This window comes from Thermaerobacter sp. PB12/4term (genome assembly GCF_003403315.2).
Classification (GTDB): domain Bacteria; phylum Bacillota; class Sulfobacillia; order Thermaerobacterales; family Thermaerobacteraceae; genus Thermaerobacter.
Window position 1 is genome coordinate 2,256,877 of record NZ_CP048407.1, and the last position, 13,081, is coordinate 2,269,957.

Annotated in this window: 14 protein-coding genes; 6 read left to right on the forward strand and 8 right to left on the reverse strand. The window is 71.4% G+C overall.

Going from position 1 to position 13,081, the window contains the following annotated elements:
* Positions 1-128 precede the first annotated feature (128 nt).
* A complete protein-coding gene (locus DYI95_RS09385; protein WP_116900060.1) occupies positions 129-1,634 on the reverse strand; it encodes an RsmB/NOP family class I SAM-dependent RNA methyltransferase in 1,506 nt (501 codons plus the stop codon).
* Positions 1,635-1,985: 351 nt separating this feature from the next.
* On the opposite strand from DYI95_RS09385, the gene DYI95_RS09390 reads away from it, so the two are divergent.
* From DYI95_RS09390 to pckA, 4 genes are all read left to right on the forward strand, one after another.
* Positions 1,986-3,062 carry an ABC transporter ATP-binding protein gene (locus DYI95_RS09390; RefSeq protein ID WP_116900059.1) on the forward strand — a complete coding sequence of 359 codons (1,077 nt, stop codon included), beginning with the start codon at positions 1,986-1,988 and terminating at the stop codon, positions 3,060-3,062.
* The gene (locus DYI95_RS09395; protein ID WP_147308093.1) at positions 3,062-3,982 is read left to right on the forward strand and encodes a hypothetical protein; all 921 of its coding nucleotides are present in this window, start codon (positions 3,062-3,064) and stop codon (positions 3,980-3,982) included. Before DYI95_RS09390 ends, DYI95_RS09395 begins: the two co-directional genes overlap by 1 nt.
* On the forward strand, positions 3,940-4,818 hold the full coding sequence (locus DYI95_RS09400; protein ID WP_147308092.1) for a hypothetical protein: 879 nt from the start codon (positions 3,940-3,942) through the stop codon (positions 4,816-4,818). The genes DYI95_RS09395 and DYI95_RS09400 overlap by 43 nt, the downstream gene beginning before the upstream one ends.
* A gap of 559 nt (positions 4,819-5,377) precedes the next feature.
* Complete coding sequence (gene pckA, locus DYI95_RS09405) at positions 5,378-6,973, forward strand: phosphoenolpyruvate carboxykinase (ATP) (protein ID WP_116900057.1); 1,596 nt, start codon at positions 5,378-5,380, stop codon at positions 6,971-6,973.
* A 212-nt stretch (positions 6,974-7,185) separates the two neighbouring features.
* Here the strand turns inward: pckA and DYI95_RS09410 are convergent, their stop codons facing one another.
* The 6 genes from DYI95_RS09410 to DYI95_RS12705 form a co-directional block, all read right to left on the reverse strand.
* Positions 7,186-7,548: a type II toxin-antitoxin system RelE/ParE family toxin gene (locus tag DYI95_RS09410; protein ID WP_116900056.1), complete on the reverse strand. Its 363-nt coding sequence runs from the start codon at positions 7,546-7,548 to the stop codon at positions 7,186-7,188.
* A complete protein-coding gene (locus tag DYI95_RS09415; RefSeq protein WP_116900055.1) occupies positions 7,541-7,903 on the reverse strand; it encodes a hypothetical protein in 363 nt (120 codons plus the stop codon). The genes DYI95_RS09410 and DYI95_RS09415 overlap by 8 nt, the downstream gene beginning before the upstream one ends.
* 329 nt (positions 7,904-8,232) lie before the next feature.
* Positions 8,233-8,493, reverse strand: coding sequence for an SOS response-associated peptidase family protein (locus tag DYI95_RS09420; RefSeq protein WP_371731871.1), 261 nt, complete (start codon positions 8,491-8,493; stop codon positions 8,233-8,235).
* An 83-nt stretch (positions 8,494-8,576) separates the two neighbouring features.
* On the reverse strand, positions 8,577-9,380 hold the full coding sequence (locus DYI95_RS09425) for a copper amine oxidase N-terminal domain-containing protein (protein ID WP_116900054.1): 804 nt from the start codon (positions 9,378-9,380) through the stop codon (positions 8,577-8,579).
* A gap of 54 nt (positions 9,381-9,434) precedes the next feature.
* A complete protein-coding gene (locus DYI95_RS12700; protein ID WP_243149725.1) occupies positions 9,435-9,557 on the reverse strand; it encodes an excalibur calcium-binding domain-containing protein in 123 nt (40 codons plus the stop codon).
* A gap of 248 nt (positions 9,558-9,805) precedes the next feature.
* On the reverse strand, positions 9,806-10,015 hold the full coding sequence (locus DYI95_RS12705; RefSeq protein ID WP_243149726.1) for a thermonuclease family protein: 210 nt from the start codon (positions 10,013-10,015) through the stop codon (positions 9,806-9,808).
* A gap of 217 nt (positions 10,016-10,232) precedes the next feature.
* On the opposite strand from DYI95_RS12705, the gene DYI95_RS09440 reads away from it, so the two are divergent.
* Complete coding sequence (locus tag DYI95_RS09440; RefSeq protein ID WP_305849861.1) at positions 10,233-11,381, forward strand: ISL3 family transposase; 1,149 nt, start codon at positions 10,233-10,235, stop codon at positions 11,379-11,381.
* Positions 11,382-11,470: 89 nt separating this feature from the next.
* Entirely contained in the window at positions 11,471-12,568 is a 1,098-nt protein-coding gene (locus tag DYI95_RS09445) for a metal ABC transporter solute-binding protein, Zn/Mn family (protein ID WP_158556020.1), read from the forward strand.
* Positions 12,569-12,576: 8 nt separating this feature from the next.
* On the opposite strand, the gene DYI95_RS09450 is transcribed toward DYI95_RS09445, so the two are convergent.
* Positions 12,577-13,044, reverse strand: a complete 468-nt coding sequence (locus DYI95_RS09450; protein ID WP_116900051.1) for a Fur family transcriptional regulator — start codon at positions 13,042-13,044, stop codon at positions 12,577-12,579.
* Positions 13,045-13,081: the final 37 nt, after the last annotated feature.

The following is a 13,081-nucleotide window of genomic DNA, read 5'->3' on the forward strand; positions in this document are numbered from 1 at the left end:
GGCGCCGGCATCGCCCACAACCCAGGCATTCATGCCGCCACGGGCCAGGAGACCCGGCCGGCCGGCACCGCGGGCGAAGGGACCCGGCCGGCTTGTCGCACCCGCCTGGCTCGCCCCGCCCGCCTGACTTAGCGCGGACCCCGTCCGTTCCCCGCTCCCTGGTGCTCCCCCGCTCCGGCACCCTCGCGGGCCAGAATGCTGAGCAGTTCCCCCGCCCGTTCCTGGGGCAGCGCGGAGCGCAGGCGCTCGCCGTCCCAGAACCCGCACCCCACGGCGTAGCCCCGGTAACGGAGGACGACCCACCCCCGCCTCTCCAGCGGCGCTCCGTGCGGCGGCGTCACCTGCCGGCCTTCCAGAAGCGCCCGCAAGGCGTCCTGCTCCAGGTCGACCACATTCCGCGTGGCCGCTGAACCCCACTGCACGAGGCCAACGCTGGTGGGCTTCCAGGTGGCCCCGTGGGCCCGGACCAGCCGAAGCCCCACCGACCACCGCTCCTCCCAGCCCGGAATGCGGGGCAGCGACGCCAGCCAGATCCCCTGCCCCTCGCTGGCATAGGCGTAAAGGCCGGCAAGCACCCCCTCGTCCAGGCCGAACTCCTGCCGGCACCAGGCCACCACCTGCTCCCGCAGGCTGGCGCTGGCCTCCAGCCACCCCACCCCGCCTGAGCCGGAACCAGCGCCGGCACCGCCCGGCGGGCCGGCCCCGGGGCCGCCGGGTTCTTCCCACGGGACGGGACCTTCCTTGCGCAGCCGGGCCACGAACATTCCGCCGGAGTCCAGGTGATGGGGGTAGATCCGCCGGCAGAGCTCCAATTCGGGCCGGAAGCGCCGCCCCTCCCAGGCGGTCACCCCGGCCGTTCCGGGCAGGCCCGGCGGCAGGGGCTCCAGTCGCACGGCCCCCTCCGCCTCCCGCAGGATCTGGTCGACCACGGCCTCGTTCTCCTCCGGCGCGAAGGTGCAGGTGGAATACACCACCACGCCACCCGGCCGGGCCAGCGCCAGGCCCCGCCGGAGCAGGGCCTGCTGGACGGCCGGCAGCCGGCGCCGCTGGTGCCGGCCGGCCCCCTCCCGGGCCCGGGCGCTGCGCCGGGCGTTGCCTTCGGCCGAGCAGGGGGCGTCGACCAGCACCCGGTCGAAGGCCACCCCGCCGGGGTACTGGCGGCCGTCGGCCCGGGTCACCACGGCCATGGTGACCCCCAGGCGCTGGAGGTTGTGGGCCAGCGCCGCCAGGCGGCGCGGGTCGGGGTCGTTGGCCACCACCATGCCCCGGCCGTCCATGCGCTCGGCCATCTGGGTCGACTTGCCGCCCGGTGCGGCGCTCAGATCCAGCACCGCCTCCCCCGGCCGGGGGTCCAGGGCCAGGACAGGCACGGCCGCCGCCGCCTCCTGGAGGTAGAACCAGCCCAGCCAGTGCTCCAGGGTCAGGGCGGGCGAGAACGGTTCCTCCACCACCCGCCACAGATCCGGATACCAGTCGTAGGGCTCGAGGCGGAAGCCGCGTTCTTCCAGACGGGCGCGCAGCGCGCCGGGATCCGCCTTGAGGCGGTTGACCCTGAGCGTAGCCGGCTGGGGCCGGGCCAGAGCCGCCTGGAAAGCTTCCCAGTCGTCGATGATGGTGCGGTAGCGTTCGAACATGGTCCGGTCGCCCCTTTCGGGGGGTCGGGCAGCCCGCGATGTCGCTGCGGTCTGCAGTGTCCGCGATGGTGCTCCGGTCTGCGGCATCGCGATGCCGCTTGGCGTCCGGCGTCGAGGCCACGGGGACGCCGTCACCGGGTGCCGTCTTCACCTTACACGATCCCCTGGAATGGATCGCACCTGAAACGGATCGGCCCGCGGGTTGGAGCCCAGGGCTGGATCGGCTGGGCCGCCGGGAGTAGGAACATCCACCTGGAAAGACGAACCAGATCCCAGGACGTCGCGCCCAACCGGGGCGGATCGATCGCCGTGATCCCGCCGATCAAGGTCCGAGGAGGACGAAGGGCCGTCATGGTCATCCCCTCTGGAACGCCGGCCGCCGCTCGCGGTGTCGAACTCTACGGCGTCAGCAAGAGCTTCGACGGCGGCACCACCTGGGCCGTGCGCCAGCTCACCTGGCGGGTCGAACCCGGCCGGATCACCGGCCTGCTGGGCCCCAACGGCGCCGGCAAGACCACCACCCTGCGGGTGATCGCGGGGATCCTGCCTCCCGACGCCGGGACCGTCCGGGTCGACGGCATCAACCTCGCCCAACGGCCCCTGGATGCCAAGCGGCGCATCGGGCTGGTGCCCGACGGCGCCGCCCTGTACGACCGGATGAAGGGGACCGAGTTCCTGCGCTTCCTCGCGGACGTGTACGGCGTCCCGGACGACGAGCGGACCCGGCGCATGGAGGAGCTGGGCCGCCGCCTGGGGATCGGGAGCTGGGTCCGCGACCCCATCGCCAGCTATTCCACGGGCATGCGGCAGCGGCTGCTCCTCGTGGGTTCCCTGCTGCACGACCCGGCAGTGTGGATCCTCGACGAGCCGATGACCGGTCTCGACCCCGACGCGCAGCGGGGCCTCAAGGACCTGATGGCCGAACGCCGCGCCCGCGGGGGGACCGTCTTGCTCACCACCCACCTGCTGGACGTGGCCGAGCGGCTCTGCGACCGGGTGGCCATCCTGCACCGGGGACGGCTCCTGGCCGAGGGCTCACCGGCCGCGCTGCGCCGCCGGTTCCTGCGGGATCCGGGGGACGAACCGGCCCGCCGCGACGCCGGCCCTCCCCGGCACACCGCCGCTCCCCGCGACGCCGCCCCTCCCCGGGACGCCGCCGCCGGCCCCGGCGCCACGGCCCCGGCCCGCACCGGGGCCATGGAGGGGACGACTGCGGCGCCCCGGCAGGCCGGGGCGCTGGGAACGGCCGATCTGGAGGCCGTGTTCCTCCTTCTGACCCGGGAGTCGGAGACGGGCGGCGGCGATGGGACGGCCGCACCGGCGGTCGGCCCCGAACCCGGGGACGGGTCCCCGTCCGCCCCGGGGCCGGGGGACGGGCGCCGGGGCGGGCACGGCGGAGACGGGCCCGCCGGCAGGGGGCAACCCTGATGGGAACGGCCCGCTGGTGGCGGCAGGCGGTGTGGGCGCCCGGGTCGGGGCGGGCGCTCCGGGCGCTGGTGCGGCTCCAGGCCCGCCAGCTCTTTCTCCCACCACCCGACCTGTCCGGTCGGTGGCTTCTCAACACGGTGCTAGGCTTCCTCGGTCTCATGGCGACCGTCTGGTTGGCCGGCAACTACGTGTACCATGGCCTCGCCGCCACGGGCCATGCCCGCCTCTGGCTGCCCCTGGTGCTCGCCCTGCTTTCCCTCACGGCCCTGGCCGCGGGATCGTCGGGGTTGGGAAGCCTGTTCTTCCAGCTTCGCGACCTTCCCCTGGTGGCCGCGCTCCCCGTGGCACCGGGCGTATTGGGTGCATCCAAGCTGCTCGTCTCCCTGATCGGGCAGTGGCTGACCCTGGCGCCCCTGGCGTTCGCCGTGCTCCCCGGGGCGCTGGCGCAGGGGTTCGGCGCCGCCTCCTGGGCGCTTGCCGTCCCGGTCTTGCTGCTCTTGCCGCTCCCGCCGCTGGCCGTGGCCGCCCTGGTCCTGCTGGGCATCGCCCGGCTGGTGCCCGCCCACCGGCAGCGGGACGCGCTGGCCGTGGTCGCGGGGCTGGCAGGCCTGGTGATCCTCGTACCCGTGCTGCAGGTCGGGCTGTTCCTCCCCGATCCCCTTCGATCCCGGGGCCCCTCCGGGTTGGAGCCGGCGGCCCAGGCATCCTGGGATGCCCTCGCCGCGCGCTGGGAGGCGGTTGTCGCCTACGGGCTGCCGCACGTGGCGTGGGCGGCCCAGGCCCCCGCGCCGGGCACGGGCATCGCCCGGCGGCGGCGCTCGCGGGTCTCGCGGGTCTGGCGGCCGCCAGCCTGGCCACGGGGCTGGTGGCCGTCCTCGTGGCAGGGGTGGCCCTCCCCCGCGCCCTCGCCGCCGCCCTGACCGCACCCCGGGCCGCGGTCGCCCCAGGGCAAAGGGCGGGGCGGATCGGCGGCCGGTTCGTCCCCGAGATCGGCCGGCGGCGCAGCGCCTTCCGCGCTCTGGTGGCCCGGGAGCTAGCCGTGTGGCGGAGGCCCCAGGAGATGCTGGCCCTCGTCGTGAACGCCCTCCTGTTTCCCTTGGTCATCGGCCGGGGAAGCCTGGCCGGTGACGGGCCGTCACTGCGGCAACTGGCGGGGCCGGCGGGGGCGGTGGGACCGTCCGGCGAGCTTACCCCCGGCGTCGCATGGCAGGTGCTGGCGGCCGTGGCCATGGCCACCGTCGTGCCCCAAGCCTTGGTGGTGACGCGCGCCACCGTCAGCGCCGAGGGCCGCCGGATCTGGCTGTCCCTGGCCATGCCCGTGGCTCCCTCGGTCCAGGTGGCCGCCAAGCTGGCCGTCCAGACGGCGATGGGTCTGGTCGTCGCCCTGCCTGTGGCGGTAGTGTGGGGCCTGCGTTCCGGCATGCATCCGCTGGCGTGGGCCTGCATGCTCGTCAAGGTCCCGGGCACCCTCGCCATGATGAACGCGGCCTCGCTCCTGATGGACGCCACCCGACCCGAATTGGGTTCGCCGCTCGAGGACGTCATGCCGCGCCGGTTCGCCTGGACGATCTTCCTGCTCTGGAGCGGGTGGATGCTCGCCCTGGCCCTGGCGAGCCTGGTGCTGCAACCCACCGGAAGCGGCCCGTTGGTCCTGGCGGGGCTGGCCGCGTGCGCGGTCACCGGCGTCGGGGTCGCCCTCCGGATGCTCCACCGGCACACGCCGGCAGCCTACCGGCGCATCGTCCCCCCGGCGTAGCGGGTCTCGTCCGCCCGGGCGGGGCGACCGGTCACCGCCGGGGGGTCGTTGCCGCCGGCCGCCAAATGTGCTGAAATGGAACCTGCAAGCCGGCCGCGGCGACGCAGGCGATCTTGCTGCCTGGCCCCGGTCCATCACCGGCCGGTCTTGGAAGCGACGGGTGATGGGTTGCGGGGTAAGGGACCAGCGTACCCCGAGGAAGGGCGACCGGACGACCGCGGGGACCGGCATGCGGAGCCTGGGGATCGGCGTAAGGCCTTCGGCGGGCGGCGTAGCTCAGCCGCAGGGGACCGTGCAGCTCGGCGGCAGGAGGCCAGCGTGGGGCCTCGCACAGCCCAAGGGATGAGGGCCGGGCGAAGGAGCGGTGGCGCCTGTGAGCCGGCTCCGTCGTCGTCCCTCGGACGCTGGGCCGGCACCACGGTCGCCGTCTCGCCACGCGTGCCTCAACGGCCCGGTCGCAGTGAGCACGCCAGGCCGCAGGGGCCGCCGAGACCGACGCCCCGGGCGCAAGCCCGCAGGGGCCATGACGGCCCCGCCGCACGGGGGGTCCAGACCCGCCATGGACGCGCGCTTCCGGGACGACGACGAACCCGCACCCCACGCCAGCCGCAAGGTGGCGCCGGTGGTGCACCGCAACCTGCCCGCCGCCCAGCTGGTGGAACTGGCCCTGGCCCGAGGCGAGGGGCAGCTGAGCGACACGGGTGCCCTGGTGGTCACCACGGGCAAGTACACCGGCCGGTCGCCCAGGGACAAGTTCATCGTGGACGAGCCGTCGGTGCACCCGCACATCGCCTGGGGTTCCGTGAACCAGCCCTTCCCGCGGGGCCGGTTCGACCGGCTCTACGAGCGGGTCCAGCAGTACCTGCGCCAGCGCAACCACTTCATCTTCGACGGCTTCGCCGGCGCCGACCCCGCCTACCGCCTGCGGGTGCGGGTGGTGACGGAGTACGCCTGGCACAGCCTCTTCGCCCGGCAGCTGTTCCTCCGCCCCGAACCCGAAGAGCTGCGCGGTTTCGAGCCGGACTTCACCGTGCTCTACGCGCCCACCTTCCACGCCGACCCGCGCACCGACGGCACGCGCTCGGAGACCTTCATCCTGGTCAGCTTCGAGCGCCGCACGGTCCTGATCGGGGGTACGGAGTACGCCGGCGAGATCAAGAAGTCGGTCTTCAGCGTGCTCAACTACCTCCTGCCCGAGCGGGGCGTGCTGCCCATGCACTGCTCGGCCAACGTGGGTCCGGAGGGCGACGTGGCCCTGTTCTTCGGCCTGTCGGGCACGGGCAAGACCACCCTCTCCGCTGACCCCGAGCGGCGTCTGATCGGCGACGACGAGCACGGCTGGTCGGAGCGGGGGATCTTCAACTTCGAGGGCGGCTGCTACGCCAAGTGCATCAACCTCTCCCGCGAGTACGAGCCGCAGATCTGGAACGCCATCCGCTTCGGCGCGGTGCTGGAGAACGTGATCCTGGACCCGCAGACGCGGCAGCCCCTCTACGACCGGGCCGACCTGACGGAGAACACCCGCGCGGCCTACCCGGTGGAGTTCATCGACGGCGCGGTGATCCCGGGCGTGGCGGGCCACGCGCAAACGATCTTCTTCCTCAGCGCCGACGCCTTCGGCGTGCTGCCGCCCATCGCCCGGCTGACGCCCGAGCAGGCCATGTACTATTTCCTGTCCGGTTACACCAGCAAGCTGGCGGGCACCGAGCGGGGTGTGACCTCGCCCGAGGCCACCTTCTCGACCTGCTTCGGCGAGCCGTTCCTGCCGCGGCGGCCGGTGGAGTACGCGCGGATGCTGGGCGAGAGGCTGCGGCAGCACGGGACCCGGGTGTACCTGGTCAACACGGGCTGGACCGGCGGGCCCTACGGCGTCGGCAGCCGGATGAAGCTGCCCTACACGCGGGCCATGATCCGCGCCGCCCTGCGGGGCGAGCTGGACGGCGTGGAGCACCGGATCGACCCGGTTTTCGGCTTCGCCGTGCCGACGGCCTGCCCGGGCGTGCCGTCCCAGGTGCTGGATCCGCGGTCCACCTGGGCCGACCCCGAGGCCTACGACCGGCAGGCCCGCGAGCTGGCCGCCCGGTTCGTGGAGAACTTCCGGCGGTTCGAGGGCGTCTCGGAGGAGATCGGGGCCGCGGGGCCGCGGGTGGGGTAGTCGCGGAGTCGGGGGGCGGAGCCGTCGCGGAGCCGCAGGGTGGAGCCGTCGCGGGGCCGCGGTGCGGGGCATGGTCGGAGGCCGCCGAGCCGCGGGGTCGACGGAGTCACTGGCTTACGCCTCCCATCCGAACGCTGTTGCGAATTAAACGGCCGACACCCCGCCCCGATCTTCGGGGCGGGGTGTGTTTGCTGGTTGCTTACGACGCCCACTCATCCTGAACTCTCAATGCGCTTTTGAATCCACGCATCAATGGCTTCCCGACGCTGGGCCGCCGTTCGATACACCGCCAATCCATCGCGCTCTGCGACCGCCGCAATGACCGCAACCTGCACGACGCCGGTCTCGGTCACCTTCCATACGATGCGAATCCTCTTACGGTCCACGTACACACTCCGAAAACCTGCCAAGTTCAGGCCAGCAAGATGCCCCAGCGGCTTCCCCACCCGATCCGGCGCCCGCGCGATCTTCGCAATGGCCCGGAGAACGAGGACTCTCCGCGACCGGTCCAATCGACCCAAGTCTGCCCTGGCGTCGGGGAAAAACCACACGTTCGGTGGCAGGACTTCACTCATCGTCCATCTCCACGTCCCCGACCAGTTCGTCCGGGGTGATCCCAAACTCCTTCATCACGTCAGCCAACGGGATCAGCTGCTCCCCGGAGACTGCCGCCTGGAGCACCCGTGCCAGAACTTCCAGCTCCAGCTCGAGCTCGGCGGCCTTCTCAGCCTTCTGCCACAACGCCTCGAACTGGTCATAGGGAAGAATCGTGGTGCGGGGATCGGATCCGGAAAACACTAGAATATAAGGAAACTCGCGAAGCTTGGGTTCCACGCGAGAACGCCAGTTGCGCACCACGTCGCTGGCCGACACGATCTGGTCTCTTGTAAACGGCGGCTTGGAAGCCATGGTGGCCGTGCCCCCTGCCATGTTCAGCCTCCTTTCAGCGTATGCGCCGATTCAACATTCTATTCGCATTTATTTTCGCGCTTATTGTCGCGCACTTGCTCGATTCGCGCAATGCCTTGCCATCGCTCATGGCCCCGATGCGGCCTCAAGGCGGCCTCGAGGCGGCCAACCGACGGCCCGAAGCTCGGCCAGCTTCAGGAGGCCGGAAGCGTCATGCGAGGTCTCTGAAAAAGGGGTGGAAAGCTGACCCCATGGGGCCGAAGAGGGTTACCATCGACTGGATGGGACATGTGGCACTACAGGAGAGTGTAGGATCCGGCGGCTGACCATGCCCCGGTCGGCGACGAAGATCACCCGTTGAACGCCTCGGGCCCCCTGGCCCAATGCGGCACGAGCCCCCAGACGAGCCGCCCCAGCCGCCGCTCGCCGCCCGGCGCCTGCACGATGGCGTTCACGGGCTGTCCGGGCGCGATGTTGTAGCGTGGCCGGAAGGGCTCCTGGCGCACGTTCACGGCCCGGAGCCGCAGGGCCAGCGTGATGGGATCCCTGGTCAAGGTGAACCGCCCGCACACGTCTTTGCGCGTCCTCCCTCCCCACGCTGGCACACGCACAGCCGAACGCGGGTTGAATCTCTGCCTCGGCAACTGGGCGGGTGCTCCCTGACGCTCACCTGAGCAGTACTCTCGTCTCTTGTCTATGGTCCGATCAGTACCACCGCCTGTTGGGCACCGAACCAGCGCGCCTCCCAGCCGAATGCTTCGGGCACGTAACGAGCGGGTAGATAGGTGCGCCCCCTGCGCACCACAGGTGCCACATCGATCCGCATGGTGATGCCGTCCACCTGGATCTCCTTCCGGCCAATGATGAGACCCACCTTCCTGTTCCCAGACACCAGGACCACCGTCTGGGCAGCTGGGTCCCACTCGACGGACGCAACCCCAATGGCGGCCGCGAGGTAGCGGACGGGCACGAACGTGCGGCCACCCTCGACGAACGGCGCGGCGTCCATGGCGTGGACCGCGATGGTGCGGGACCCCTTGCTCACCTTCGCGTACGTAGCGCCGCCCACCCGGAAGGCCGCCATGGAGCGGACGGCCGGCTGTGCCAACTCGTTTGTGGGAGGACTCGCGGGCTGCGTAGGCGCCGGTGGCAAGACCGGCACGAGCGGGATCCTCGAGCCACCGATCTGCTTGGCGTCGAAGATCTGACAGGTCTGGTCCCGTTCGGGCAACACGATCTTCGACCCCACGCCCGCGAAGAGGAAGCCGGGGGAGTAGATGATGACCTGCCTGCCTTCGTAAAACCAGAGGCTTAGACACCCCACGCCGTACTCAAGCAGCCATTGCTCGCCGTTGGAACGCTCGACAATCACCCAATTCTCCAGGTCGTCTACTTCAAGCACCCAAACATACTCGACTTCGGCCGCCTCCACAGCACCTGCAGCCAAAGCCAGGGCAGCCAACACCAAGGCAATGGGAAGCCAGCTCCCGCTCCGCAACTATCCTCCCTCTCCTCCTCATCCCCAGTCTGCCACGGGTCCTTGTCGTTCGATCTACTCGCAGCCGATCCCATCGCGGTCGCGGTCGAGCCGGTGCGGGTCGGGCGGGAGTACACGGAAGCCCCGGTACGGGATGTCCCTGCAGTCCAGGTCCGGCGGCGGGGGCGGGATGCACACGTCCGGGTAGGCCGGATCGCACCGCCCGCCACCGCTGCCGCCCCCGGCACGATCCCGGCCGCGGCCCTTGAGGTCTCATAGCCCCCTCCCCTTCTTCCGCGCCTCGCGCTGGAACTCCACCAACAGGTCGGCGTATTTGACGTCGGGCGGGTAGGTGGCCACCTGGGCATGTCCTCCAGCACGAGAACGGCGTTGAAGAGATGCTGGCGGACCTGCTCCTCGGTGGGCTTTGCGGGCGGCAAGGCGAGTCACACGTACCGCAGCGCCCGTCCGTACCGGTCCTTCTCCGAGACGTCCTTCTCAAGGTAGACGGTCTTGCCCAGGAGCCGCTTGCGGGTGAAGGCCGTGGCTTCGCGGCCGTAGGGTTCGACCACTTTGGTGGTCTCGGGCGTGTCCACCCCGATGAGCCGCACGCGCGTGCTGGGCAGGCGGGCGCCGGAGAGGGCCTTGACGTCCACCGTGTCGCGCCGTCGACGACCCTGACCACGCGGGCCTTGGTCACGCCGGGCGGCAGCTTCTCCGCCCGGGCGGCCGCCTGCGCCCCATGGGCCGCGGCCGGGAGGAATACCGCGACTGCGGTCACCGCAGCGAGCCGGGCAAGGGGACGCCGAAACCGCGTCGAACCCACGATCGAACCCTACCCCTACACTCCAGACCGCTCCGCGCGCACCGGCCGTGCACAAGGCCAATCCCTTGGCTTGTCCGCCGCCACGTCCTCTCCCGACCCCACTTTTCAGTCTAGAGCCGGTCCATGACCGCAAGCGCCGCTGGCGACGCATCCTCCACACCTGGTGTGACGGCCGGCCGGTGTACCTGCGGGTTCGGGCGCGACGGTTCGCCTGCACGGCCTGCGGGAAGGTGTTCACGGAGCGGCTGCCGGGCATCCCGCCCTGGGCCCGGCGGAGCCAGCACGCCGAGGCAACCCTGCTGGCGGAGCTGGCGGGACGGAGCTTCCGGAGCGCGGCCCAGCATACGGGCACCCACCCGGGCGTGCTGCGCCGGGCGCTGCTGCGGCACGTGCCGGGCCAGGTGGACGTCCGCGCCGTCCTGGCGGACTGCCCGGAGGTCGTGCTGAGCGTCGACGAGCACAGCTTCCGCCGGCAGGACATGGTGGTCACGATCGCGTGCGTGTGGCCGAGGCGGCGGTTGCTGGCGATCCTGCCGGACGACCGGGTGGAGACACTGGGGCGGTACATGCGGGGGGTACCCGAGGACGTGCAGTCGCGCATCCGCGCCGTCTGCATCGACCTGCGGCATGCGTGGCGGCGGGCGATCCAGCGGGCGTTGCCCGGCGTGACCATCGTCGTCGACCGCTTTCACGTGATCCAGGACGCGAACCGGCGGGTGGACGAGGCGCGGCTGGTGGAGCAGCAGGTGACGGGGCGGAAGATCCCGCGCTGGCCGCTGGTGAAGAACGAGGAGGACCTGACGCGGACACAGGCGTCTCAGTTGGCGGAGATTCGAGAGCGGCACCCGAATGTGGCGCACTTCCATTGGGTCAAGGAGCAGTTGCGGGCGTTCCACCGCGCCGGCAGCCGGAAGGAGGCGGAGCGGATCCTGAGCCGGATCATCCTCAACGCCGAGGAGGCGGGTGACGCGGCGCTGGTGCTCTGGGGCGGCACGCTCCGTGCCTGGCGCGCGGAGCTGGTGGCCTACCACACGCACCGGGTGACCAGCGGCCACACGGAAGGCGTGCACACCAAGATCAAGCTGCTGAAGCGGCTCAGCTACGGGTTCCGGAACCGGCAGCTCTATGTGCGGAAGATGCTCCTAGCCTTCGCGCCCTTGGCTTGGCTGACCGCCTCGCCACACTTCTTGACCTAGAGCCGCGCGACCCTTGACATCCTGGACGACGGGGCTTATTCTCCCAAATAGTAATTTTCTCAACTCCGCCGCAAAAGGAGGCCTGCATCGTGTTCGCGTCACGCCGCATCCCGCAACCCGGCTCGCAAAAGGCGCGCCGCCGCGCCTTCTCGGTCGCGGCCGTCTTGCTGGCCGTGAGCCTACTGGCGGCCTGCGGCCGCGGCAGCACCCCGCAGTCCGGCGGCGAGCCCACGCGCAGCGACGCCCCCGTCGGCGAGGCCCGTAAGGTCCGCGTGGTCGCCACCTTCCTCCCCTACGCCGAGCTGGCGCGTATCGTCGGCGGCGACCGCGCCGAGGTCCACATGCTCGTCCCCGATGGCCTCGACCCGCACGACTGGGAGCCCCGGCCGTCCGACGCCATGCGCATCGAGCAAGCCGACCTCGTGATCTACAACGGGGCCGGCCTCGAACCGTGGCTGTTGCGCATGCTGGACCGCGCGCCCGCCGACCGGCCGGCGCGCATTGAAGCTGTAGCCGGGTTGCAGCTGTTGCCTGCTCCCAAGCCGGCCCTCGCCGCCCCCCAGCACGAGCACGACCATGACCACGACCACGGCCACGACGAACGCCACACCGAGGGCCACGGCGACGAGGGCCACGCCCACGACCACGACACAGGTGGCGTGGACCCGCACATCTGGCTGGATCCCGTCCTGCTCCAGGACGTCGTGAAGCGGCTGCGCGACGCGCTGTCGCAGCTCGATCCCGAGGGCGCCCAGGGCTATGCCCAGCGGGCCGAGGCCCTGATCGCCGATCTCGCGCGCGTCGACAGCTCGTATCGCGACACGCTGTCGACCTGCCAGCAGCGGCAGGTGCTGGTGACGCACGGCTTCTACGCCTATCCGGCGGCCCGCTACGGTTTGGAGCAGCTGCCCGTGATGGGCGTCTCCCCAGAGGCCGAGCCGTCGCCGCAGACCCTGGCGCGCCTCGCCGACCTGGCCCGCGACCGGGGGATCCGTACGCTGTTCGCCGAGACGCTGGTGGGGCGCCGGGTGGCCGAGACCCTGGCGCGCGAGGCCGGACTCACCGTCCGCGTCCTGAACCCCATGGAGGGCCTGACGCCCGAGCAGCGGGCACAGGGCGTCACACTGTTCGACCTGTTCGAACAGAACCTGCAGGAACTGAAGGCGGGGCTGGGCTGCGGGGCCTAACCCCCAGCCTACGCCTCCCGGCCATCCCCGTCCGGGCGCGCCCGGCGGGACAGTTGCTCGCGGTCGCACCGCGGGCAGTAGCCGTAGACCTCGAAGGCATGCCCCACCACCCGGAAGCCCGGCACCGCCCCCGGCAGGACGCGATCGAGGGGCGGCGCGCATTCCGGCAGGCAGTAGCTGGTGCCGCAACCGAGGCAGACGGCATGATGGTGATGAACGTCGCCCTGCAGCTCGAAGCGGGCGGCCTCTCGGTTCTGCAGGTTGATCTGGCCTACCACGCCGGCGGCCGCCAGGGTCGCCAGGGTGCGGTACACGGTGTCCAGGCTAATCGTCGGGTGCGCCGCCTGGACCAGGGCATGGATCTCGCGCGCCGTCAGGGGGCGCCCAGCCGATCCGAGGGTTTCCAGGATGGCGATGCGCTGGCCGGTGGCCCGCAGGCCCCGCTCGCGGAGCCAGCGCAGGACGTCGTCGCGCACGCACCGGCACCTCTGTCATCGTAGTATTCTTACATCG

What these genes read in the sequence shown, in the direction of transcription:
- DYI95_RS09385 (WP_116900060.1), bottom strand. Translation starts at nt 1,634, where the DNA reads ATGTTCGAACGCTACCGCACCATCATCGACGACTGGGAAGCTTTCCAG.
- DYI95_RS09390 (WP_116900059.1), top strand. Translation starts at nt 1,986, where the DNA reads ATGGTCATCCCCTCTGGAACGCCGGCCGCCGCTCGCGGTGTCGAACTC.
- DYI95_RS09395 (WP_147308093.1), top strand. Translation starts at nt 3,062, where the DNA reads ATGGGAACGGCCCGCTGGTGGCGGCAGGCGGTGTGGGCGCCCGGGTCG.
- pckA (WP_116900057.1), top strand. Translation starts at nt 5,378, where the DNA reads ATGGACGCGCGCTTCCGGGACGACGACGAACCCGCACCCCACGCCAGC.
- DYI95_RS09410 (WP_116900056.1), bottom strand. Translation starts at nt 7,548, where the DNA reads ATGAGTGAAGTCCTGCCACCGAACGTGTGGTTTTTCCCCGACGCCAGG.
- DYI95_RS09415 (WP_116900055.1), bottom strand. Translation starts at nt 7,903, where the DNA reads ATGGCAGGGGGCACGGCCACCATGGCTTCCAAGCCGCCGTTTACAAGA.